At 68.8% G+C, this 22,115-nt stretch carries 26 protein-coding genes; 12 read left to right on the top strand and 14 right to left on the bottom strand.

Features of this window, described 5'->3' with window-relative positions; genetic code table 11:
- Window positions 1–3 precede the first annotated feature (3 nt).
- On the bottom strand, window positions 4–1,296 hold the full coding sequence (locus AC1MFI_RS08080; protein ID WP_479820629.1) for an ABC transporter substrate-binding protein: 1,293 nt from the start codon (window positions 1,294–1,296) through the stop codon (window positions 4–6).
- Between the two features lie 463 nt (window positions 1,297–1,759).
- Here AC1MFI_RS08080 and AC1MFI_RS08075 point away from each other — a divergent pair, with 463 nt between their 5' ends.
- Both AC1MFI_RS08075 and AC1MFI_RS08070 read left to right on the top strand, forming a co-directional pair.
- A complete protein-coding gene (locus tag AC1MFI_RS08075) occupies window positions 1,760–2,191 on the top strand; it encodes a hotdog fold thioesterase (RefSeq protein ID WP_479820628.1) in 432 nt (143 codons plus the stop codon).
- Window positions 2,188–3,051 carry an SGNH/GDSL hydrolase family protein gene (locus AC1MFI_RS08070; protein WP_479820627.1) on the top strand — a complete coding sequence of 288 codons (864 nt, stop codon included), beginning with the start codon at window positions 2,188–2,190 and terminating at the stop codon, window positions 3,049–3,051. Before AC1MFI_RS08075 ends, AC1MFI_RS08070 begins: the two co-directional genes overlap by 4 nt.
- Here the strand turns inward: AC1MFI_RS08070 and AC1MFI_RS08065 are convergent.
- Window positions 3,048–3,782, bottom strand: a complete 735-nt coding sequence (locus tag AC1MFI_RS08065) for a DUF4386 domain-containing protein (protein WP_479820626.1) — start codon at window positions 3,780–3,782, stop codon at window positions 3,048–3,050. The genes AC1MFI_RS08070 and AC1MFI_RS08065 overlap by 4 nt on opposite strands.
- Before the next feature lie 106 nt (window positions 3,783–3,888).
- Between AC1MFI_RS08065 and AC1MFI_RS08060 the strand changes: the two genes are divergently transcribed.
- From AC1MFI_RS08060 to AC1MFI_RS08045, 4 genes are read left to right on the top strand one after another with little or no spacing between them, the layout of a single operon-like run.
- Entirely contained in the window at window positions 3,889–4,749 is an 861-nt protein-coding gene (locus tag AC1MFI_RS08060; protein ID WP_479820625.1) for a TetR/AcrR family transcriptional regulator C-terminal domain-containing protein, read from the top strand.
- On the top strand, window positions 4,746–5,699 hold the full coding sequence (locus tag AC1MFI_RS08055) for a 1,4-dihydroxy-2-naphthoyl-CoA synthase (protein ID WP_479820623.1): 954 nt from the start codon (window positions 4,746–4,748) through the stop codon (window positions 5,697–5,699). The genes AC1MFI_RS08060 and AC1MFI_RS08055 overlap by 4 nt, the downstream gene beginning before the upstream one ends.
- Before the next feature lie 7 nt (window positions 5,700–5,706).
- A complete protein-coding gene (locus AC1MFI_RS08050; protein ID WP_479820621.1) occupies window positions 5,707–6,837 on the top strand; it encodes an AMP-binding protein in 1,131 nt (376 codons plus the stop codon).
- 51 nt (window positions 6,838–6,888) lie between these two features.
- Window positions 6,889–7,770, top strand: a complete 882-nt coding sequence (locus AC1MFI_RS08045; protein ID WP_479820620.1) for a 1,4-dihydroxy-2-naphthoate polyprenyltransferase — start codon at window positions 6,889–6,891, stop codon at window positions 7,768–7,770.
- A gap of 27 nt (window positions 7,771–7,797) precedes the next feature.
- On the opposite strand, the gene AC1MFI_RS08040 is transcribed toward AC1MFI_RS08045, so the two are convergent.
- Entirely contained in the window at window positions 7,798–8,103 is a 306-nt protein-coding gene (locus AC1MFI_RS08040; protein ID WP_479820619.1) for a DUF4229 domain-containing protein, read from the bottom strand.
- A 30-nt stretch (window positions 8,104–8,133) separates the two neighbouring features.
- On the opposite strand from AC1MFI_RS08040, the gene AC1MFI_RS08035 reads away from it, so the two are divergent.
- Window positions 8,134–8,580: a PLD nuclease N-terminal domain-containing protein gene (locus AC1MFI_RS08035; protein ID WP_479820618.1), complete on the top strand. Its 447-nt coding sequence runs from the start codon at window positions 8,134–8,136 to the stop codon at window positions 8,578–8,580.
- 185 nt (window positions 8,581–8,765) lie between these two features.
- On the opposite strand, the gene ccsB is transcribed toward AC1MFI_RS08035, so the two are convergent.
- The 5 genes from ccsB to AC1MFI_RS08010 form a co-directional block, all read right to left on the bottom strand.
- Window positions 8,766–9,800: a c-type cytochrome biogenesis protein CcsB gene (gene ccsB / locus AC1MFI_RS08030; RefSeq protein WP_479820616.1), complete on the bottom strand. Its 1,035-nt coding sequence runs from the start codon at window positions 9,798–9,800 to the stop codon at window positions 8,766–8,768.
- Window positions 9,797–11,524, bottom strand: a complete 1,728-nt coding sequence (resB, locus tag AC1MFI_RS08025) for a cytochrome c biogenesis protein ResB (protein ID WP_479820615.1) — start codon at window positions 11,522–11,524, stop codon at window positions 9,797–9,799. The genes ccsB and resB overlap by 4 nt, the downstream gene beginning before the upstream one ends.
- Before the next feature lie 55 nt (window positions 11,525–11,579).
- Window positions 11,580–12,296 (bottom strand): cytochrome c biogenesis CcdA family protein, encoded by a 717-nt coding sequence (locus tag AC1MFI_RS08020; RefSeq protein WP_479820821.1) that lies wholly within the window; start codon window positions 12,294–12,296, stop codon window positions 11,580–11,582.
- Between the two features lie 105 nt (window positions 12,297–12,401).
- On the bottom strand, window positions 12,402–12,971 hold the full coding sequence (locus AC1MFI_RS08015; protein ID WP_479820819.1) for a TlpA family protein disulfide reductase: 570 nt from the start codon (window positions 12,969–12,971) through the stop codon (window positions 12,402–12,404).
- Between the two features lie 90 nt (window positions 12,972–13,061).
- On the bottom strand, window positions 13,062–13,736 hold the full coding sequence (locus AC1MFI_RS08010; protein WP_479820614.1) for a histidine phosphatase family protein: 675 nt from the start codon (window positions 13,734–13,736) through the stop codon (window positions 13,062–13,064).
- A gap of 170 nt (window positions 13,737–13,906) precedes the next feature.
- On the opposite strand from AC1MFI_RS08010, the gene AC1MFI_RS08005 reads away from it, so the two are divergent.
- Both AC1MFI_RS08005 and AC1MFI_RS08000 read left to right on the top strand, forming a co-directional pair.
- A complete protein-coding gene (locus AC1MFI_RS08005) occupies window positions 13,907–14,464 on the top strand; it encodes a YceI family protein (RefSeq protein WP_479820613.1) in 558 nt (185 codons plus the stop codon).
- Between the two features lie 197 nt (window positions 14,465–14,661).
- Window positions 14,662–15,303: a hypothetical protein gene (locus AC1MFI_RS08000; RefSeq protein ID WP_479820611.1), complete on the top strand. Its 642-nt coding sequence runs from the start codon at window positions 14,662–14,664 to the stop codon at window positions 15,301–15,303.
- Between the two features lie 23 nt (window positions 15,304–15,326).
- Here AC1MFI_RS08000 and AC1MFI_RS07995 read toward each other — a convergent pair whose 3' ends face one another.
- Both AC1MFI_RS07995 and AC1MFI_RS07990 read right to left on the bottom strand, forming a co-directional pair.
- Window positions 15,327–16,034, bottom strand: coding sequence for a redox-sensing transcriptional repressor Rex (locus tag AC1MFI_RS07995; protein ID WP_479820610.1), 708 nt, complete (start codon window positions 16,032–16,034; stop codon window positions 15,327–15,329).
- Window positions 16,035–16,162: 128 nt separating this feature from the next.
- Window positions 16,163–16,435, bottom strand: coding sequence for a glutaredoxin family protein (locus tag AC1MFI_RS07990; RefSeq protein ID WP_479820609.1), 273 nt, complete (start codon window positions 16,433–16,435; stop codon window positions 16,163–16,165).
- A gap of 60 nt (window positions 16,436–16,495) precedes the next feature.
- On the opposite strand from AC1MFI_RS07990, the gene AC1MFI_RS07985 reads away from it, so the two are divergent.
- Complete coding sequence (locus AC1MFI_RS07985) at window positions 16,496–17,302, top strand: HAD family hydrolase (protein WP_479820608.1); 807 nt, start codon at window positions 16,496–16,498, stop codon at window positions 17,300–17,302.
- 133 nt (window positions 17,303–17,435) lie between these two features.
- Here AC1MFI_RS07985 and AC1MFI_RS07980 read toward each other — a convergent pair whose 3' ends face one another.
- The 4 genes from AC1MFI_RS07980 to AC1MFI_RS07965 form a co-directional block, all read right to left on the bottom strand.
- Complete coding sequence (locus tag AC1MFI_RS07980; RefSeq protein ID WP_003792170.1) at window positions 17,436–17,534, bottom strand: 30S ribosomal protein bS22; 99 nt, start codon at window positions 17,532–17,534, stop codon at window positions 17,436–17,438.
- 193 nt (window positions 17,535–17,727) lie between these two features.
- Entirely contained in the window at window positions 17,728–17,940 is a 213-nt protein-coding gene (locus AC1MFI_RS07975) for a helix-turn-helix domain-containing protein (RefSeq protein WP_400482261.1), read from the bottom strand.
- Window positions 17,941–18,118: 178 nt separating this feature from the next.
- On the bottom strand, window positions 18,119–18,640 hold the full coding sequence (locus AC1MFI_RS07970) for an ArsR/SmtB family transcription factor (RefSeq protein WP_479820607.1): 522 nt from the start codon (window positions 18,638–18,640) through the stop codon (window positions 18,119–18,121).
- 51 nt (window positions 18,641–18,691) lie between these two features.
- Window positions 18,692–19,894 carry an acetoin utilization protein AcuC gene (locus AC1MFI_RS07965; RefSeq protein WP_479820606.1) on the bottom strand — a complete coding sequence of 401 codons (1,203 nt, stop codon included), beginning with the start codon at window positions 19,892–19,894 and terminating at the stop codon, window positions 18,692–18,694.
- Between the two features lie 135 nt (window positions 19,895–20,029).
- On the opposite strand from AC1MFI_RS07965, the gene AC1MFI_RS07960 reads away from it, so the two are divergent.
- Together AC1MFI_RS07960 and AC1MFI_RS07955 are read left to right on the top strand one after the other, a co-directional pair.
- Entirely contained in the window at window positions 20,030–21,442 is a 1,413-nt protein-coding gene (locus AC1MFI_RS07960; protein ID WP_479820605.1) for a TrkH family potassium uptake protein, read from the top strand.
- Window positions 21,435–22,103 carry a potassium channel family protein gene (locus AC1MFI_RS07955; RefSeq protein ID WP_479820604.1) on the top strand — a complete coding sequence of 223 codons (669 nt, stop codon included), beginning with the start codon at window positions 21,435–21,437 and terminating at the stop codon, window positions 22,101–22,103. Before AC1MFI_RS07960 ends, AC1MFI_RS07955 begins: the two co-directional genes overlap by 8 nt.
- The last annotated feature ends 12 nt before the right edge of the window (window positions 22,104–22,115 follow it).

The raw sequence follows: 22,115 nt of genomic DNA, 5'->3' as shown, positions 1-22,115 counted from the left end.
CTGCTACAGAGCGCCTACAGCGGTGACGAACTTCTCCCAGGAGGAGGCGGGGTCGTCGGTCTTGTCGACGTCGACACGGGTCAGGGCCTGCTGCATCGCATCATTGATCGCGAAGTACTTGGGGCCCTTGAACGGCGTGACCTCGACGGCGGTCGCGCGGTTGGCCAGGATCTGGCCGGTCGGCGCGTCGTTGAAGAACGGATCGACCTGTCCCTGCAGTTCCTCGCTCTCGAGCGCCTCGACCTGGCTGGGGAACGTGCCCTTCGACTCGAAGGCCTTGACCTGCTGCTCGGGCGCCGTGAGCCAGTCGGCGAGCTTCTTGGCTTCGGCCTGGTTCTCACCCTGGGTGGGGACGGTCAGGTACGAACCGCCCCAGTTGCCGCCGCCGCCGGGGAAGACATCGGCGATGTCCCAGCCCTCGACACCTTCGGCGTTGCCCTCGATGACGCCGAGCATCCAGCCGGGGCAGAGCTTCGTGGCGAACGCATCGGACTGGAAGCTCGCTACCCAGTCGTCCTCCCACTGCGTGAGGTGTGCGGAGAGCCCGTCCTCGACCGAGGCCTGCAGGACCTGCTCGTAGATGTCCTTGACCTCGGGGTTCTCCGTGGCCATGACCGTTCCGTCATCTTCCTCGTAGGCGTTCTGGACCTGGTTGATCATGCCCTGGTAGGTGGCTCCGGCCGAGTCGAACCAGGCCACGCCGCCGCTCGCGGCGACGAACTTCTTGCCGGCGTCGAAGTAGTTCTGCCAGTCACCCTCGAGCATCTCCGCGACGGCCTCGCGGTCGCTGGGCAGCCCGGCCTTCTCGAACAGGTCTGCCCGGTAGCACACGGCCTGGGGGCCGACGTCGGTCCCGTAACCGATGAGCTGCCCGTCCTCGGTGGTGGCGGCTTCGGTCTTCCAGTCGAGCCACCGGCCCTCCACGGCAGGGTCGGAGAGGTCGGCGAACTGGTCGGGGAACTCCAGCAGTTCGGGCAGCCAGTCGACCTCGATGGCCTCGATGTCGGAGAGGCCCGAACCCGCGGCGAGTCGGGTGGTGAGGTTGTCGCGGGCCTCGTTCGAGGTGGCGGCCTTCTTGTGCTCGATGGTGACGTTCGGGTTGAGCTCTTCGTATTCCTTGAAGAGTTCCTCGTAGCCGAACTCGTTGAACGTGCCCACGGCGAGGGTGACGTCCTCCGCGCCGGTCTCTCCTTCGACTCCGGCATTCTCCGTACCGCCGGATCCACAGGCGGTGAGTGCCAGGGCGAGGCATGCGGCGGCGGCGGACAGTGCGGTGATGCGTGCTCTGCTGTGCACGGGTGACTCCTTTGTCAGCTCTGATCCCGCTGCGGGGTGCAGCGGGCTCTGGGTAGGACTTTCCTGGTGGGCGTGGTGTCCGGACGGGACGCGGCCGTCGGGCCGATCGGTGCGGATCGGGTCCAGGACGATGGTGCGGCGGCGGGCACGGGAGCACCCGCGACCCGCCACCGGGCGAGTGGTGGCATCAGCGCGAGTCGCGATCCGGGCCGGGAGATCAACCCCGGTGGGAGCGCTCTCACGCTGTGGATCCATCCTGACTGTGACGTAGCACACTGTCAAGTGGGAGCGCTTCCACGCGGTCCGCCATGGGCCGAAACCCTGCATAAACGCAGGTCAGAGAGGGGTCGACGAATTCTCTGTGATCGTATTGTTATGACCCGCTGCTTCCCGGCGCTGTGTTCACGGAGGCTAGAGTGGCGGACGAACCCCGCCGGATCACACCGCCAGGAGCACCCCCGCAATGACGCATGAGCCACATTCCCCGTGGACCATCACGCTCGGTGAGCTCGACGAGAAGATGGGCGTCGCCATCGTCGAGCAATCCGTCGACCGTGTCGTGGCGACCATGCCGGTGGAGGGCAACCGCCAGTCCTTCGGGCTCCTCCATGGCGGGGCCTCCCTCGCCGTCGGCGAGGCCGTCGGGTCCTGGGCCGCAGTGATCCACGCCTCGATCCTCGGGAAGACGGCGGTCGGGGTGGACGTCTCAGCCACCCACCACAGGGGCGCGCGGGAGGGTACGGTCACCATCACCGCCACGCCGATCCACCTGGGCCGGACCCTGACCACCCACGAGGTACTGATCACCGATCAGGCAGGTCGGCGCCTCTGCACCCTCCGTATCACGAATCTGCTCCTCGACAGGCCCACGTCCGCGAGTACGGTTGGGCCATGACCTCCCCCATGCGCCCCCTCCGGAACCACATCCTCAGGACCGTCACCCTCGCGGCCGCCACCTGCGCCGTCCTTGCCGGCGGAGCAGGCCCGGTCGTCGCAGCGCCGAAGGAGCCCCTCGCCTACGTGGCCCTGGGGGATTCCTACGCCTCCGGCTACGGTGCGGGCTCCTACGTCAATGCCTGCGGACAGTCTCCGCTCGGCCTGCCCGGGATCCTGGACGGCAGGAAGCAGGTGGAACTCGTGGCGGACGCGACCTGCGCCGGCGCGAAGGTCGCGACGGAACCCGGTGGCGCCCTCGACCTTCCGGAGCAGGTGGCGCGGACACGTGCCGCCGGAGCACTGTCCCCCTCCACGGACCTGGTCACCATCTCCGCCGGCGGCAACGACGCGGGATTCGGGGAGGTGGCCGGCGTCTGCGCCACCCAGCCGGCCCCCGTGTGCGCGCAGGCCGTCGCAGGCCGGAACGAGGCGTCGCTGCCGGTCCTGGCCTTGGACCTCGATGCCCTGTACCGGTCCATCCGGACCGCCGCACCGAATGCCACCGTGGTGGTCACGGGATATCCGCATCTGTTCTCGCCGGAGTTCGGCAACCCCGTCATCCCCGTGGCATCGCAGGCCGCCTTCAACGCCGGCACGGACGCACTCAACACCGTTCTGCGCCAGCAGGCCACGGCGAACGGTTTCACGTTCGTCGATCTGGTCCCGAAGTTCGACGGCCACGGCCTCGGCTCGCCGTCGCCCTGGATCACCTTCCGCGCCGGCGCCGGGGACAACCTGCACCCCACGGCCGAAGGCTACAAGTCCGGCTACTTCCCCGCCGTGCGCAGTGCGGTGAACGTCGCCCAGCTGCAGCGCTAGGCACGAGGGGCCCGGCCCGCCTCCCCCACCCTGCCCGGCAGGGCTGCAGCGCGGGAGCCCGTCCGGCGGAACCCCATGAACGTGAGATAGATGCCCAGTGATGCCTCCCACGCGATCTCCGGGAGCGTGGCCAGCCCGGACCAGACCGACGTCTGCTCGTACGCCCCGAAGAGCACCGCGATTCCGGACACCGACATGAGAGGCCCGCCGATGAGCCCCAGCAGCGCCATGCGGCGAGGCACGAGGCCCGACCGGTACATGAGGAACCCGAGCAGCAGGCCGTTCCCGATCCCGACGGTGAACCCGGGCCCGAGCAGGAACGTCCAGTCATGGAGTGCCACGAGGGCGCGGGCCACGGGCACGTAGGACTCGCCGTCCCCGCCGCCCTCCTGGGCTGCGGCCTGGCGAAGGGTCACGACGGCCAGCACGCCGAGCATCCCGACGACGATGAGCGCGCACTCGATGATCCGCGCAGCGACGTAGCCGAGTGCCGCAGCCTCGTGGTGACGCCGGAGCACGGGGAAGAGGACGATCGCCGTGCCGACGTTCGTGATCACCAGCACTATCTCGCACACGGCGCCGAGGAGGATGCGGACGTCCGCTCCCGGTCCGCTGACGTAGTCCGGGTCGCCGAGCACCGGCGCGTAGAGCACGGCGCCCGTGATCGCCGAGACGAACGTGACGAGGAAGAAGATCCCGGCTACCCGGGCAACCCTGTCGTCGGATGTCATGATGCTCCTGTCGGCCTGATGTGTACGGCGTACACTTGTGCCTCGACGGTAGGTGTATTGCGTACACTTTGTCAATGGACCAGTACGCACCCCGGGAGGAGCATCCGTGGCCCAGCAGGAAGAGTCAGGGCGCCGCCGCCTCAACAGGCAGGCGGTACTGCGTGCCGGCATAGTGCTCGCCGATGGCGTGGGGATCGACGGCTTCACGATGCGCACGCTCGCGCAGGGGCTCGGAGTGGTTCCGATGGCCCTGTACAAACATGTCGCGAACAAGGAGGACCTGCTCGACGGGATGGTGGACATCGTCTGGGGCGAGGTGACCGAGCCGGGCGCCGAGCAGGGATGGAAGCGCGCCATGCGCGAGCGCGCCGTCTCGCTCCGCGCCGCGCTCACCCGGCACCGCTGGGCGATCGGACTGATGGAGGCCCACGGCAGACCGGGACCGGAGAGCCTGCGGCAGCACAACGCCATGATGGGCTGCCTGCGCGAGAGCGGCTTCTCCTTCCGGACCACCGTCCACGTGACCTCCGCCCTGGACGCCTACGTCTACGGCTTCGCCCTGCAGCAGAAGACGCTCTCGTTCGAGACGCCGGAGGAGTCCGCCGAGGTCGCGGCTGCGACGCGGGAGGGGCAGCCGGCCGACGCCGCGGAGCTGTACCCCTACCTGATGGAGGTCGTCGTCGAACTGGCGCGGTCGGGCTACGACTACGACGAGGAGTTCGCCGTAGGACTGGACCTGCTCCTCGACGGGATCGATGCGCTGCGGGAGTCGTGGCGCTCGGACACGGCCGGAGACCCCGCTGCCACGCCGGCTCGTGGCAACACCTACCACCCTCCGGATCACGCCGGACCTCGCCTGCCCCCACGTCCGCCGGGTCGACCGGACCCGGAGGCCGCCGGTCCTGCATCCCCGAGCGGACCGGCGGGAGTTCCCGCCCACCGACGCGCGGCTAGACTCGACGGGTGACTTCAGAGCTCCCCGCCAAGGCATCCGACATCTTCGACCCCACCCGATGGCGCATCGTCACCGGGTTCGAGGACTTCACGGACATGACGTACCACCGCCAGGTGGAGCGCGACGCCGAGGGCACCGTGGTGCGCGACCTCCCCACCGTCCGGATCGCCTTCGATCGCCCCGAGGTCCGCAACGCCTTCCGCCCCGGCACCGTGGACGAGCTGTACCGCGCCCTCGACCACGCCCGGATGACGCCCGACGTCGCCACCGTGCTGCTGACCGGTAACGGCCCGAGCCCCCGCGACGGCGGCCACTCCTTCTGCTCCGGTGGCGACCAGCGCATCCGAGGCCGCGACGGCTACCGGTACGCGGAGGGCGAGACGACGGAGACGATCGATCCCGCACGCGCCGGGCGCCTCCACATCCTCGAGGTGCAGCGGCTCATCCGCACCATGCCCAAGGTGGTCATCGCCGTCGTCAACGGCTGGGCGGCAGGTGGCGGACACAGCCTGCACGTCGTCGCCGACCTGACCATCGCCTCCGCGCAGCACGCGAGGTTCAAGCAGACCGACGCCACCGTGGGCAGCTTCGACGCCGGCTACGGCTCGGCGCTCCTGGCCCGGCAGATCGGGCAGAAGAAGGCACGGGAGATCTTCTTCCTTGCGCGCACATATTCCGCGCAGGACATGGTGGAGATGGGCGCGGTCAACGAGGCGGTGGACCACGAGGAACTGGAGACGACGGCGCTCGCGTACGCCGCCGACATCGCCCGCCAGAGCCCGCAGGCCATCCGCATGCTCAAGTTCGCCTTCAACCTCGCCGATGACGGCCTCGCGGGCCAGCAGGTCTTCGCCGGCGAGGCGACCCGCCTGGCCTACATGACCGACGAGGCAGTGGAGGGCAAGGAAGCATTCCTCGAGAAGCGCAGCCCGGACTGGTCCTCGTTCCCCTACTACTTCTAGGAGCGGCGTGGAACTCCTGCCCATCCACACACCCGAGGGATTCGATCCGCTCGGGCTGCTGAAGCCCCTCGCAGCGGCGCTGGCCGGCGAGGGACCCGCCGTCGCGCCCCACGCGCGACCGGACCAGGCTTTCGACGGCCTCCTGCCCAACGACGAGATCGCTGCAGTCATCAGCACCTCGGGGTCGACCGGCACCCCCAAACAGACGATGCTCAGCGTCGACGCCCTCGCCGCCTCGGCCATGGGCACGGCATTCGCCCTCAAGGCCGAGGGCCAGTGGCTGCTCACGCTGCCCGTGCACTACGTCGCCGGTCTCCAGGTCCTCGTGCGGTCCCTCTACGCCGGGACGCAGCCGTGGGTCATGGACACCGCTGCGGGCTTCACACCGGAGTCCTTCACGGACGCCGCCGCGGAACTGACGGATCGCGTCCGCTTCACGTCACTGGTTCCCACCCAGCTCCACCGGCTGCTGGCCGATCCCTCCCCCGAGACACTCCGGCTGCTGCGACGCTTCGATGCCATCCTCCTCGGGGGCGCACCGGCGGGGGCGCCGCTGCGCGCCCTCGCCCGCAGCCACGACCTGAGGATCGTCGAGACCTACGGCATGAGCGAGACCTGCGGCGGATGCGTCTACGACGGAACCCCGCTCGACGGCGTCGAACTCCGTTCCGTGGACGGCCGCCTGCGCATCGGCGGCCCGGTCCTGGCGGACGGCTACCTGAACGCTCCGGAACTCACCGAGGAGCGGTTCGTCTTCAACTCCGGCCAGCGCTGGTTCGTGACGGACGACGCCGGTGACGTGGCCCTCGACGGGTCCGTCACGGTGCACGGCCGGCTCGACGACGTCATCGTCACGGGCGCCCTGAAGGTCTCCGCCGCCAGGGTCTCCGACGTCATCGAGGCGCTGCCCGGTGTCGAACAGGCCATGGTGCTCGGCATCAGCAGCACCGAGTGGGGTACTGCCGTCGCAGCGGCGATCGTGGGCGATGTCGAGGCCGACGTCATCCGGCAGGCGATCCACGTGGAGCTGGGGGCGCACGCCGTCCCCAAGGCCATCGTGACGCTCGACGCCTTCCCCCTGCTGCCGGGCGGAAAGCCCGACCGCCGGACCATCCGGACTCTCCTCGAACGCGCCTAGGCCGTTCCCCGGGCACCCGCACCACCACCGACCCACCAGAAGGAAGAACCTGTGGCGACTGCCGCTCAATGGCTTGAAGGAGCCCGCCCCCGCACCCTCCCCATGGCTTTCGCTCCGGTGATCATCGGAAGCGCCGCCGCGTACGGCCTCGGATCCTTCAAGCCCCTCAACGCGGTCCTCGCAGCAATCGTCTCGGCGCTGCTGCAGGTCGGCGTGAACTACGCCAACGACTATTCCGACGGCATCCGCGGAACGGACGACGAGCGCGTGGGGCCGCTCCGCCTGACAGGTTCGGGCGCCGCCCCTCCGCAGCAGGTCAAGCTCGCCGCCTTCGCGTGCTTCGGCCTCGCGGTCCTCGCGGGCCTGGCGCTGATCATCCTGTCGCAGGCCTGGGTGCTGCTGCTCGTCGGCGTGGGCTGCATCGCCGCGGCGTGGGGTTATACGGGCGGGAAGAACCCCTACGGCTACCTCGGTCTCGGCGACGTCTTCGTGTTCGTGTTCTTCGGGCTCGTCGCCACCCTGGGGACCACCTTCACGCAGGCGGACAGGCTGAGTGGAGCGGCCTGGATCGGCGCAGTCTCCACCGGCCTGATCGCCATGGCCCTCCTGATGGCCAACAATGTCCGTGACATCCCGACGGACAGCGTGGTGGGCAAGAAGACCCTCGCAGTCCGGCTCGGCGACACCGCGGCCCGGATCAGCTACGTCATGATGCTCGCCGCGGCCGTCCTGCTGCCGCTCTTCCTGAGCAACGAGTACCCGTGGGTGCTCCTGGTCCTGCTGCTCATCCCGGCGTGCCTGATGCCGAGCTGGCTGATGCTCACGGGCAAGAAGCGCAAGAGCCTGATCCCGGTACTGAAGCAGACCGGACTGATCAACCTCGCCTTCAGCGTGCTGTTCGCTGCGGGGATCGCGATCACGGTTCTCGCCTAGGCCGCACGCCGCCGTACGGCTCGGGGCTCAGGCGGCGTTGCCGCGCGGCCTACGGTCCGAGTTCACCCGGGTGTTGGGGTCGAGGGAGTCCTCGGCAGCGGCGTCGTCGACCTCCACGGCCGTCCGGATCGGTGGGGCCCCGGGCGTGAACCGGCGCTGCAGGGCTGCCGCGGCGGCATCGCGGAGCTCGCGGAAGAAGAGGTAGGTCACGCACCAGGCGAGGATGGCGGCCACCACCGCGGACAGGAAGAGCCCCAGGCCCAGCAGCACGCATGCCACGTAGAACACGACGATCAGCAACAGACGCAGGGCGGTGAATTTGAGGAAGGCCACGCTCCAAGTTTACTCGCCTACAATTGGCGCATGCCTCGCCTCCTGCTCTTCGCCGCGATCCTGGGGGTCGCCGTCGTGATCTACGCACTGATCGACTGCGTCATGAGCCGAAAACACGAAGTGCGGAGCATCTCGAAGACCGCGTGGTTCGTCACGATCCTCATCCTTCCCCTGATCGGCGCCGGAATGTGGTTCCTGTTCGGCCGTCCGCGCAGTGATGGGCCTTCCGGTCCGCAGCGCCCGGCCCCCCGCAACCCCACGGCTCCCGACGACGATCCCGCGTTCCTGCAGAACCTCGAGGCACAGCGCCGCCAGCGGGCCCGCGAGCAGGAGCGCCGCCGCCGCGAGGAGGAGCAGCGGGAGCGCGAGGCCAAGGCCCGCGAGGCCGGCAAGGACACTCCGCCGAAGGACGACAAGCAGGACGGCGAGGGCAACGACGACGCCGGATCGGGCTCCACGGGAGCGCATCGCCCCTGACCCGCGCTTCCCCTGCGCGGGAACTGCCCGCTGAGCTGCTTCCCCGCCGGGAGACCGCCAGTGACGCAGGCCCCCGTCCGCAGCACGCTCGCCAGGACCGGGCACCCGCGGAAACGCGGAAGCCCCGCAGCTGATGCCACGGGGCTCCCGATCCCTGCCTGCGCCCTGCTGGGGACGCGCTCTTCCTAGACTCCCGCGTAGCTGTGCAGCCCCGAGAAGTAGATGTTGACGATCGTGAAGTTGAAGACGATGCAGAGGTACCCGACGATCGACAGCCAGGCGGCGCGTGTGCCCGTCCAGCCGCGCGTGGCGCGGGCGTGCAGGTAGCCGGCGTAGACGGTCCAGATCACGAACGTCCAGACCTCCTTGGTGTCCCAGCCCCAGTAGCGGCCCCACGCCTGCTCGGCCCAGATGGCGCCCGCCATGAGGGTGAAGGTCCAGCCTACGAACGCGACGGCGTTGAGCCGGTAGGAGAGGTTCTCGAGGCTCAGTGCGGAGGGCACGAGGCGGAGGAACTTCGCAGTGTCCGCCTTGCCGGCGAGGAGCTTCGCCTCGCGTGAGGTCTGCAGGAGCTGCAGCACGGACATGGCGAACGTGATGGTGAACAGCGCCGAGGAGGCGACGGCGATGGAGACGTGCACGATCAGCCAGTAGCTCTGCAGGGCCGGGATGAGGCGCGCGACGGGGGTAGGGAACCCGACGGTCGCAGCACACAGCATGATGACCACGAGTCCCACCACGAAGGAACCGACGAAGCGCAGGTCCTTGCGGGTGAGCGTGATGAGGAAGATGGCCGCGACGAGGAAGGCGCCCGTGGTGCAGAACTCGTACATGTTGCCCCACGGCACCCGGTGAGCTGCGACGCCGCGGGTGATGACCGCTGCCCCGTGGATGACGGCTGCCAGTACGGTCAGCGAGACGGCGATGCGGGCCGTCCCGCGCCGCGGCCCGGCGCCGTAGTCCATCGAGTCGTCGGCCGTGGTGGGGTGGGCAGGCGCGGTGGCCGTCGTCGAACCGGTGCTGCCCACCCCGGCACCCGCGAGTGCACGGGCGGGCACGGCCTGCTCGCTCGCCAGCCGCGTCTCCAGGCTGCCGATGGTCGAGCTGGACTTCACGAGGTCGAGCACGAAGAAGACGAGGGCCACCACATAGGCGATGGAGGCCAGCAGCATGAAGAGCTCACTGACCTGCCCGAGCTCAGCGTTGACTGGTGGTGTCATGAGTTGTCCTTTGCGTTGTGGTGCGACTGCCCCGTGCCGGGTGCCGGCGTCGCGGCCCCCGGCTCCCTATTTTCACCCGTGGCGCCGGACGGCACCAACCAGCGGTCCGCCAGCAGCTTCTCGACAGCCTTGCCCTCCATCGGGAGCCGGTGGTCCTCACCGCGCGCCAGCAGCCCGTACTCGACCATGATGCGTCCGTCGGGGTGCTCGCCGGTGCGCACCCACAGCCTGCGCCGTCCGATGAACAGGGACGCGGACAGGCCGAGCAGCGCGAGGGTCGAGAACACGAGGGCTCCCACCTCACCCGGATCGTGGTGGATGTCGAGGGCCACGTAGCGCTTGAGGCCGTCGAACGTGACCGACCCCTTGCCTTCGGGCAGGTCGTAGGTGTCGCCGACGCCGAGGACGATCCCGCCGTCGTCGTTGTTCCGGCTGTTGAGCTCGGTGAGGTTCTCGGTGTCCAGTACGTAGACGTTCTCAGGGGTGCCGTCGTCGAGCCCCAGGTCCCCGTAATAGGAGTTGAGGTTGAGTTGCGGGTTGAAGGGGTCCGGATCCCGCGAGAAGGACACGCCCTCCTCGTCCACGAACGCGGTGGGGAGGAAGAATCCCACGAACCCGAGCTGGTCCGGCTTCGCATCCGGAGCCTTGAGGACGATCAGCGAGGTGTACAGGCCGTCGGACGGGACCGAGACGACCGGCCCCTGCGACGCGATGTTGCCCTCGCCGTCGCGCACGGTCACCACCGGTGCGTACCCGTTGCCGACGAGGTATACGTTCGTCCCGCCGATCGTGATCGGCGCGTTGACCTTGAGGACCTGCTGCTCCTCGTCCTGTCCGGGGCCGTCCTGCGTGGTGACGTTGGCCGTGAAGTCGAGCGGCTGGCCGTAGTGGCTCTCCTGCTCCCGGTCGAAGCGGACGTCGAAGGAGTCCAGCCGGAGGGAGTAGGGCTCCAGCTGGTCGTCCGAGAAGTTGGAGCCCGGGTTGAAGCTGTCGTACCCGATCAGGGTGTTGACGAAGCTGTCACCCTCGACGATCACCTTCTGGCCGTTGTAGCCGAAGAGCCCGCCGACGGCGACCGACACCAGGACCCCGATGAGCGAGGTGTGGAAGACGAGGTTGCCGAACTCCTTGGCGAGGCCGCGCTCGGCACCCACGGACGGACGGTCGGTCCCGGCGTCGCGCACATCCACCCGGTAGCCCCGCTTGCGGAGCACCGCGGCCGCCTGCTCGGCCGCGGACGACGGCGTGAGGCCGGCGTCGCGCGCCTGGTCCGCCGGCACCTCGAGCGTCCCGTAGACGGGCAGGCGTGAGAGGCGCTTGGGCGTGCGCGGCGGCTTGGACCGGACCGCCCTGAAGTGGGCGATCGCGCGGGGCACCACGCACCCGATCAGGGAGATGAAGAGCAGGAGGTAGATCGCGGAGAACCAGACGGACGAGTAGACGTCGAAGAGCTGGAACCAGTCGAGGACGGGCCCGGAGTCCGGGTTGTCCTGGATGTACTGCGTGACGACCGCGGGATTCGCGGGCCGCTGCGGGAACAGCGATCCGGGGACCGCAGCGACGGCGAGCAGGAGCAGGAGGAACAGCGCCGTGCGCATGCTCGTCAGCTGCGTCCAGGCCCACCGCAGGGTGCCGAGGAACCCGAGTGAGGGCAGGACGACGTCGGCCCTGGAATCCCGGGCACCCGCCGTGTCCCTCGTGTCCTGCGTGACGTCCTGCTTCACTGTGCCCTTCCCATCAGAATCGGTTCGCGTGCGTGGCTTCCGTTCATCGCCGTGCTCAGATCGGCAAGACCACGGTGCCGATCAGGAGGTCCTGCAGCCGCGTGATCCAGAAGTTCCAGACACCGGTCACCATGAGCACTCCGACGAGCACCAGGAGCCCCCCGCCGGCGCGCTGCAACAGCAGCCGGTGCTTCCTGAAGAAGGCGAGGGCGCCCATCCCGCGCCGCACCCCGAGCGCGATCAGCAGGAACGGCAGGCCAAGGCCGAGGCAGTAGACGAAGGTCAGGACAGCGCCCTTCAGCGCCGTCGCGTCATTGCCCGAGATGGCGAGGAGCTGTACCGCACCGAGGGTGGGGCCGATGCACGGCGCCCAGCCGAGTCCGAAGGTCAGCCCGAGCATCGGTGCTCCGAGGAGTCCCGTGGGAACACGCGCATGAAGTCGGCTCTCGCGCTGGAACCAGGAGAAGCCACCCATGAAGACGATGCCCAGGAGGATCACGACGACGCCGAACACCTGGATGAGCCAGCCCTGCGACACGCGCAGGAAGGCCCCGAGCTGCCCGAACAGGGTGCCGTAGGCCATGAACACCACCGAGAAACCGAGCACGAACAGCCCGATCCCCGCCACCATCCGGCCCTTCTTCTGCTTCTCGAGATCCACCCCGGTCAGTCCCGTGACGTACCCGAGGTACCCGGGGACCAGGGGCAGTACGCACGGTGAGGCGAAGGAGACGAGGCCCGCCAGCAGTGCGACCGGCAGGGCGAGGAGCATGGAGCCGTTGAGGACGGCGTCGGCGAAGGCGTTCCCCGCAGCGAGGGGGACGCCTGCGGTCGACGGCGTCACGAGCCCGGTCACCGGCAGGACCCGGCAGCCGCGCTACTCGGCGAGCGCATCGCTGATCAGGGCCTTGAGGGTGCTGCGATCGGCCAGGCCGAGGATGCGCGCGGACACGCGCCCCTCGCGGTCGAGGACGATCGTGGTGGGGACGGCCTGCGGTGGGACGTACTGCGTCATGTCGAGCAGCACCCCGCCGTCCTTGTCGTCGAAGCTCTCGTAGGGGATGGCGAAGCTGCGCTCGAAGGCCTCCGCCGTGGCCTGCTCGTCGCGGATGTTGACGCCGTAGAACGCGGCGCCCTGCGGCCCGTACTCGTCATGGAGCGAGACGAGGTCCGGTGCCTCTTCGCGGCAGGGGGCGCAGGAGGCGTACCAGAAGTTGAGGACGGTGACCTGGCCGTTCCACTCCGCACTGGACACGGGGGTGCCGCCGAACAGGGTGCCGGACACCTCGACGGGCTCGCCCCGATCCGCTTCCGCGTACTCCGTGACCGAGCCGTCGCCGGCGATGTAGTTCTTGCCGTCACCCGCAGCGGCCTGCTGCGCGAGGGGATCCTCGGCCGAGCAGGACGTCGCCACGAGCGAAACCGGCACGGTGAAGGCCAGGGCCATGCCCAGCTTCAGCAGGAGGCGGCGCTTCGTGGGACGGACGGTTGTGGTCACGGCTACTTCCGTTGATTTCTACGACGTGTAGTAATTCTATTACGCCCCGGGGACATTCGCCGCACCGGGCAGCAGGTCGGCGCACGGCTCCGCGTAGCGCACGCGCCGGATGGTGTCGCCGTCGAAATCGAGCGACGTGATGGAGGTGAGGGTGCACTCGCGCTGGCGCGGATCGTGCCAGAGCCGGCGGTGCTCGGCGGCGAGCCTCGTGACCCAGATCGGAAGCTGGTGGCTCACGAGGATGGCCTCGACGGGCCGGTCCGTCGCTTCCCCGGCGAGTTCGAGGGCACGACGGCGGGCGTCCTGGACGCCCGCGAGGACACGTTCGGCCTGCTGGTTGTAGGGCTCCCCCCACGAGGGCCGGAACGGATTGACGAGGAGCGGCCAGTACCGCGGCTGGCGGAGCCTGCTCTTGATCTTCGACATCCCCTCGAAGCGGTTCTCCGCCTCGATGATGCGGCCGTCGGTGGTGATCGTGAGGCCGAGCGCCTCGGCGACCGGCTGCGCCGTCTCCTGGGCGCGGGTCAGCGGGGACGCCACGAGGTGCACGATGCGGGCGCCCTCGTCCCGTCGCTGCGCGAAATAGCCCGCCATCCGATCGGCCATCTGCCGGCCCAGCTCGGACAGGTGGAACTCGGGGAGCCTCCCGTAGAGGACCCCCTCCGGGTTGTGGACCTCACCGTGGCGCACCAGGTGGACGGTTGCTCGCTGCATCCCTCCAGTTTCCCGCATGCCCCCACCCCACGGCCAATCGGACCTTCCGCCCCCGGCGGAACGCCTGCAGAATTAGTTGAACCTTTGAGTGTAGAGTGGAATAAAACATGCAAACGCATGCTTCTACAGATCGTCAGCATTCACCAGCCACCACCCTTCAGGAGTTCCCCATGACTGTCCCCTCAGGCCTCACCTCCGGCACCTGGTCCTTCGATCCCGCCCACAGCGAGGTCGGCTTCAGTGTCCGCCACGCCGGCATCAGCAAGGTCCGCGGCTCCTTCAAGGACGTCGACGCCTCACTCACCGTCGGCTCCTCCCTGGAGGACTCCAGCATCACGGCGACCATCAAGACCGCGTCCTTCACCTCCGGAGACGAGAACCGCGACGGCCATGTCAAGGGCGCCGACTTCTTCGACGTCGAGGAGTTCCCGGAGATGACCTTCGTCTCCACCTCGCACACCGGCTCCGGTGAGACCTACGAGATCCACGGTGACCTGACCATCCGCGGCATCACCAAGGCAGTGGTCCTCGACGCCGAGTTCAACGGCGTGGCCGTGGATCCCTTCGGTGCCACCCGCGCCGGCGTCTCCGCCTCCACCAGCATCTCCCGCAAGGACTTCGGCCTCACCTGGAACGCAGCCCTCGAAGCCGGCGGCGTCCTGGTCGGGGACAAGGTGACCATCACCATCGAAGCCGCATTCGTGGCTCCCGCCGTCGCCACGGTCTAGTCCGTCCGGCCTCCGGGCCACTCGCGTCCCGCCGCCCCGGCCGACGTCGTCCTTCGACGACGTCGGCCGTCGGCGTTCAGTCCCTGTTCCCGCCGTGAACGGACGAACTAGGCTGACAGGACCACATCCACGACGGGACGTCCATGGGGGCACCGTCGGATGGATGACGCGACGAGATCACAACGGAGGACGCCGAGATGAGCACGCCACAGGACCCGCGTTACGGGCAGGGGAACAGCCAGGGGAACGGGCAGTCCCCGTTCGGCCAGCAGGGCCGGTCAGGGCCGGACGGCAGGCAGGACGACGGCGGCCAGTACGGCTACCAGGCGGCCCAGCAGTCCGGCTACGCCTATCCGGGAGGCGGAACGCTGCCCCAGCAGGCGGAGAAGGGCCCCGCCCCCAGGGAGGTCCAGCGGGCCTATGTCCTGATCCTCGCCGCGGGAGTCCTGTACCTCGCCTCCGCCATCATCTCGGCGCTCACCTCCGAGGTCCCGGACATGGCGGGCGCCTCGCTGGGCGTGGGGATCGGCCTCGTCTTCTCGGTGGTGTTCGCCGCGGTCTACGTGGTCCTGGCGGTCTTCATCCGGAAGGGCCACAACTGGGCCCGCATCACGGCGACCGTGCTCGCGGCCCTCAACGTACTGGGCCTCCTCGCCAGCGTCCTGTTCCTCCCCCTGGCCAGCCAGGCGGCCGAGGCGAGCGGACAGCCCGTGGCCGCGCCGTCCGGCCTGTCACTCGCGCTGAGCGTGATCGTCACGCTCCTGGGCGTCGCGGGCGTCGTCCTGACGTACCTGTCGCCCGCGAGGCCGTACTTCGCACCGCGCAGGCTCGGGTACTGAGCCGGGGAACCGCGGACTGCCGCCTACTGGGCGCGGGAGATCGGACCGAGGTCCGGCTCCTGCGCCCGTTGCGCGTGATAGGCCAGGATCTGCAGTTCCGTGGACATGTCGACCTTGCGCAGCTGCACGTGCGGTGGCACCTGGAGCACCACGGGAGCGAAACTGAGGATGCTCGAGATACCCGCTGCGACGAGACGGTCGCACAGCTCCTGCGCCACGGACGCGGGCACGGAGAGGACCGCCATGTTGGTGCGGGTACGTTCGAGCACCGCCTCGAGGTCATCGACGGCGCTGACCCTCAGATAGCCGACCTCGGAACCGACCACGAGCTGGTCCGCGTCGAAGAGCGCGACGATCTCGAAGCCCCGTGATCCGAACCCGGAGTAGCCCGCGAGTGCGCGGCCGAGGTTGCCCACTCCGATGATGGCCACGCGCCAGTCGAGCGTCAGCCCCAGGGCGATCGAGATCTGCCGGTTGAGGTACTGGACCTCGTAGCCGACGCCCCGTGTGCCGTAGGACCCGAGATAGGAGAGATCCTTGCGCAGCATCGGGGAGTTCACGCCGGCGGCATCGGCGAGCTCCTCCGAGGACACGCGTTCGATCCCCTCGGCGAGCAACGAGTTGAGCGCTCGGAGGTAGATGGTGAGGCGGGCTACCGACGCAGGCGGGATGTGGCGCGCGGCATCACCCACAGGGTGGAGGCCTGGCGTGTCCGGCGTTGTCACTGTCATCGGCTCCGTTGATCGCTCCGCCGCACCCGGTCGGCGCGTGCCGGATCCCGGGTCCCTCGACGTCGGGGGCGGAAGTATGACCACTTTATGCCGACGACGCGGGGCCACCAAGCCCGGGCCGGGTGGGACTAGGCCGTCCGGCGCCCGGCGAGCAGCCGGCGCAGCCTCGACTCGTCGATGGACCAGAAGTCCCGCTGTACGCCGTCGATGAACAGGACGGGCAGTTCCTCGGCGAACCGGGCACCGAGTGCGGGCGCCTCGGCCACGGACAGTTCCCGCCAGCCGAGGCCGAACTCGCCGGCCACGCGCCCCACCACGGTCCGCGCGTCCTCGCACAGGTGGCACTCCGGACGGGTGAGGAGCACAACGCCGGCACCCGGCGACTCGACTGGCGTTTCCATGCTTCCACCGTACTGCCGCGCCGCGGCCGGGCCGCAGGGGCGAAGAACTAGACTCGGAACATGCCGTACGTCGCCCGGGGCCTGCAGCCCCCACAAGAGCCACCGGCCACGGGTGAGGCGGCCTTCTTCGACGTCGACAACACGCTGATGCGCGGCGCGAGCCTGTTCCACGTGGCCAGGAAGATGTACCAGCGCAAGGCCTTCACCCTGAGGTTCGCCGCGGGGCTGGCCTGGAAGCAGCTGCGGTTCATCATGCGCGGCGAGACCATGACCGATGTGAACTCGGTGCGTGACGCGGCCCTCGCCTTCGCCATCGGCATCGCCCACGAGGACATCCTGGCCCTCGGCGAGGAGGTCTACGACGAGATGATCGCTTCCAAGATCTGGCCGGGCGCCCGGGCCCTGGCGGAGCAGCACCTGCGCTCGAACCGGCAGGTATGGCTCGTGACGGGTACGCCCGTGGAGGTTGCGGCGGTCATCTCCAGCAGGCTCGGGCTGACCGGCGCCCTCGGCACGGTGGGAGAAGTGGCCGACGGCCTCTACACCGGGAAGCTGGTCGGCGACTTCCTGCACGGCCCGGCCAAGGCCGCCGCCGTCCTCGAGCTCGCCGAGCGGGAGAGCCTCGACCTCGCACGCTGCTGGGGCTACAGCGACTCCTACAACGACATACCCCTGCTGACCGTGGTCGGACATCCGGTCGCCATCAATCCGGACAGCAGGCTGCGCCGCCACGCCCGCGCGAACAACTGGCCGGTGTACGACTTCCGCAGTGGCAGGCGAGCCGCGACGTTGGGGCTGCGCGCGGCCACCGTGGCCGGGACCGTCTACGGGCTGTGGCGAGGTTTCTCCCGCTTCAGGAGCCGCTGACGCCGGGGCCTGGAGCACGGGGCCACGACGCTCCCGGACGCCGGAGCCGCGAACGACGACGGCCCGGCTTCCACGCCCTGAGGGGCGGGAATCCGGGCCGTTCGGCACACTCCGGCTTCTGGCCGGGCGCCGGCTACTTCTTGTTGCGGCGCTGGTGACGGGTCTTGCGAAGCAGCTTGCGGTGCTTCTTCTTTGCCATACGCTTGCGGCGCTTCTTGATTACTGAACCCATAGAGTCCTCACAAACTGTTGTTCGGCAGCACGGACTCCGGGCAGAAGCCGGGAGGCCAGCGCTGGGGTGACGAAAGGCGCGTACCTGGTGGCAGTCGCCCAAATGATGCAAAAACGGAGCGGGCCCAGACCCGCCCAAAACGCTCCTTAACAGGGTACATCCGTTTGGCGAACGGACTGGACCGCTGCCCCGCTCAGGCGCTCTCGGACTGGCCGTCGACCTGCGCGTGGTGGAGGAACTCCTCGACCGCCGACTCCGGGACGCGGTAGGACCGGCCGAACTGCACCGCCGGCAGGTCTCCTGCATGGACGAGCCTGTACACGGTCATCTTCGAGACACGCATGAGTTCGGCCACCTCGGCGACCGTCAAGAACTGCACATCCGAGAAGTTATTCCCGTCTGCCATCTCACCACTATTCCTTTGCATGGAGGCCTGAAATTTCACCCTGAGACCGGCATCGAGAAGGATACCCGGGAGCGACTGAACGGCGTGTCGCCTTGTGCCTAAGGATTATCCGCCTAAGGGTTCACTCTAGTGGCTGGTGTGGCCAAAGTGAAAGGCTGCCGCCGTCCTGTGGACTGCCCTACGAGGACGGGTCGCGACGGCGCCGCAACTGCGACAGGAGGTCGGCGGCCCGCTCCGCGGCCCGGCCCATGGTCCTGCCGATCTGCTGGCGGGGAACATCCGCGCCGACCGGCGATTCCTGGCCCGCGAGGACGGCAGCAGCCAGCACCCCCGCCTCCGCCGTGTCCGGCGCCTCGGCGGGAACGATGTCCGTCGCCGGCTCGAGCACCAGGTCCCCGAGGTCGTCGCGCACCTCGCTCACGGCGTCGTCCGCGGGCGCCTGCGCCTCGAACTCCGCCAGCCACTCGCGAACGCGGGCCAGCGGTGCCGTGTCCAGGGAGTAGTAGCGCTTCTGGCCCTGGGCCCGCATGCTGACCAGCCCCGCTTCACGCAGCACCTTCAGGTGCTTCGACACCGTCGGCTGGCTCACCTGCAGCTCGACGACGAGCTCCCCCACCGCCTTGTCGCCGTCGCGCAGCTGCTTGAGGATCTGCCTGCGCGTTCCTTCGGCGATGACAGCGAATACATCATCGATTCCCATTCGACCACCCTAGCGATATATACGCCGAACGGCATCCTGCCGGTCGGCGCTTCAATCGAACCATGGATCGAGGCCGTGCAGCGGGAACACGGCCTTCCGCGTGGCCATCACGGTGCGGTCGAGATCGTCATTGGGGTCGTACCCGACCTCCCAGGAGCGCCACCACGAATCAGCGCCGTCACCCATCAGGATCGGGGCGTCGAGGCCGTGCCTCTCGAGGACGTAGTCCCGCCAGGCGGCAGGCACGGGGGTCTTCGGGCCGATGGCCGCGCCGGCCGCCACGGCGACGAGCAGCGTCCACGACCGCGGCACCACGCTCGCGAGGGCGTATCCGCCCCCGCCCGTGGCGATCCACCGCCCGCCGCACAGGCGGTCCGCGAGGTCGCGCACGCCGAGCATCATGGCGTGCTGGGCATCGACGCTCACGCGCAGGTTCGTGAGGGGATCCTCGCGGTGCGAGTCGCAGCCGTGCTGGCTGACGATCACGTCGGGGGCGAAGGCCTCGGCCAGCTGCGGCACCACGGCGTGGAAGGCCCGCAGCATCGCGGCATCACCGGCGACCGTGGGCAGTGCGACGTTCACCGCATAGCCCTCCGCCCCCGGCCCTCCGGTTTCATTGGCGAATCCGGTGCCGGGGAACAGGCTCATACCCGTCTCGTGCAGGGAGATCGTCATGACGCGGCGGTCATCCCAGAAGATGCTCTGCGTGCCGTCGCCGTGGTGCGCATCGACGTCGATGTAGAGGACGCGCTCCGCGCCGCGGTCGAGCAGCCGCTGGACGGAGGCAGCGGCGTCGTTGTAGATGCAGAAGCCGCTCGCGCGCGAGCGTGCGGCATGGTGCATGCCGCCGCCGAAATTCACCGCCCGCACGGCCGAGCCCTGCATGATCGCCTCCGCGGCACCGAGGGAGCCACCTGCGAGCCGCGCACTCGCCTCGTGCATGCCGGCGAACGCGGGGTTGTCCTCCGTGCCCAGCCCCATGCCCGCGTCCGACGCCGCCGGATCGGCGCTGACCCGGCGGACCGCCCGAATGTAGTCGGCGCTGTGGACCGTGGCGAGCTCCTCGTCCGATGCGACGAACGGTGCGGTGACCGTCACGCCGTCGAGGTCGAGCAGCCCGCAGTTCCGCGTGAGCCGGGCGGTCAGGTGCAGCCGCTCCGGGTTCATGGGGTGCTGCCCGCCGAAATCGTAGGCCAGCATCGAGTCGTCCCAGACGACCTGGAGGGGCACCGCCGGCCTTGAGTGCGTAGACATCCCTGCAAGGCTACGCGATGCGTGATATTTCGACGACGCACCCCGGCAGGATGCTTTACTACTGCAGGGGACAATAAGGATGATCACGGTGCCGCTTCGGCGGAAGGACCAGCAAACGGGGCAGAGCGGGCGTCAATGGTAAGTCAACAGCCACGGTGGCTGACGGACGATCGACACGGATACGTCAGGCTGCTGGCCTCGATCCGCGACTTCGTCGACTCCTTCGCGAACAGCTCCCCGGCGCGCCTCGCCCTCTTCATCTTCACCGGCGTCATCCTCGTCTTCACCGCCCTGCTGAGCCTGCCCGTCGCGGCCAGCAGCGGCCAGGCCACTCCCCTGCACGACGCCTTCTTCACCGCGGTGTCCGCCGTCTGCGTCACCGGCCTCACCGTGGTGTCCACGGCCACGCACTGGTCGTTCTTCGGTCAGCTGGTGATCCTGCTCGGCATCTTCATCGGCGGGCTGGGGACCCTGACGCTCGCCTCCCTCCTCGCCCTGATCGTGAGCAAGCGGCTCGGGGTGCGCGGCAAGCTGCTGGCCCAGGAGGCCCTCAACAACGCGAGCCGGCTGGGTGAGATCGGCACGCTCCTGCGGATCGTCATCACCACGTCGGTGGTGATCGAGATCGTGCTCGCCGTCGTACTGATCCCCCGCTTCATGATCCTCGGCGAACCCTGGTGGCAGGCGCTCTGGCACGGCGTCTTCTACTCCATCTCGGCCTTCAACAACGCCGGATTCACCCCGCACAGCGACGGCCTCGTGCCCTACGAGACGGATCTGTGGATCCTGACGCCGCTCATGGTCGGTGTCTTCCTCGGCAGTCTCGGCTTCCCGGTGATCATGGTCCTGGTGCAGGTGCGGCACCGCTTCAGCAAGTGGACGCTGCACGCGAAGCTCACGGTGTACGTGTCGCTCATCCTCCTCGTGGCCGGGACCTTCGCCTGGGGTTTCCTCGAGTGGGAGAACGATCGGACCATCTCGAACCTCAGCGTGGCCGACAAGTCCATCCATGCCCTCTTCGCATCGGTCATGATGCGCTCCGGCGGATTCAACCTGGTGGACCAGAACGACATGAACTCGACGACGATGCTCCTCACCGACGCGCTCATGTTCGCCGGCGGCGGCTCGGCGTCGACCGCGGGGGGCATCAAGGTCACCACGATCGCCGTCATGTTCCTCGCGATCGTCGCCGAGGCTCGGGGCGACGCCGACGTCCGGGCCTGGGGCCGCACCATCCCGCAGGGTGCGATGCGTGTGGCCATCTCGGTGATCTTCATGGGCGCCACGCTGGTGCTGGTCGGAAGTGGACTGATCCTCGCGCTCACCGACGAACCCCTCGACAAGGTGGTCTTCGAGGTCATCTCGGCCTTCGCGACGTGCGGGCTCAGCACCAACCTCAGCGCAGAACTGCCCCCTGCGGGCAAGTACATCCTGTCCGCCCTGATGTTCGCCGGGCGCATGGGCACCATCACCCTCGCCTCGGCCCTGGCGCTGAGGCAACGCAGCACGCTGTACCGCTACCCCGACGAGAGGCCGATCATTGGCTGAAAGACCCGCCCACAACGCACCCGTCCTCGTGATCGGCCTCGGCCGCTTCGGTGCCGCCACGGCCGAGCAGCTGGTCCGGCAGGGCCGCGAGGTCCTGGCCATCGAGCGGGACCCGCAACTGGTCCAGAAGTTCTCGGGCATCCTCACCCACGTGGTCGAGGCGGATGCGACGAACATCGATGCCCTCCGGCAGCTCGGCGCGCAGGAGTTCTCGGCCGCCGTCGTCGGGGTGGGAACCTCGATCGAATCCAGCGTGCTCATCACGGCCAACCTCGTGGACCTCGGCATCGACCACCTGTGGGTCAAGGCGATCACGCCCTCGCACGGGAAGATCCTCAAGCGCATCGGCGCGAACCACGTGATCTACCCCGAGGCCGATGCCGGCCAGCGGGCGGCGCACCTCGTCGGCGGCCGCATGCTCGACTTCATCGAGTTCGACGACGGCTTCGCGATCGTGAAGATGTACCCGCCGAAGGAGACGCAGGGGTTCACGCTCGCCGAGTCCGGGGTGCGCTCGAAGTACGGAGTCACCGTCGTCGGCGTGAAGTCCCCGGGGGAGGACTTCACCTATGCGCGGCCCGACACGAAGGTGTCCGGCCGGGACATGCTGATCGTCTCCGGGCACGTGGACCTGCTCGAGCGCTTTGCCGGCCGACCCTAGGGTGGGTCACCG

It is taken from the genome of Arthrobacter sp. BC5 (genome assembly GCF_056680255.1).
The sequence above is the reverse complement of the archived record's forward strand: the minus strand, read 5'-3'. Positions and strand labels throughout refer to the sequence as shown.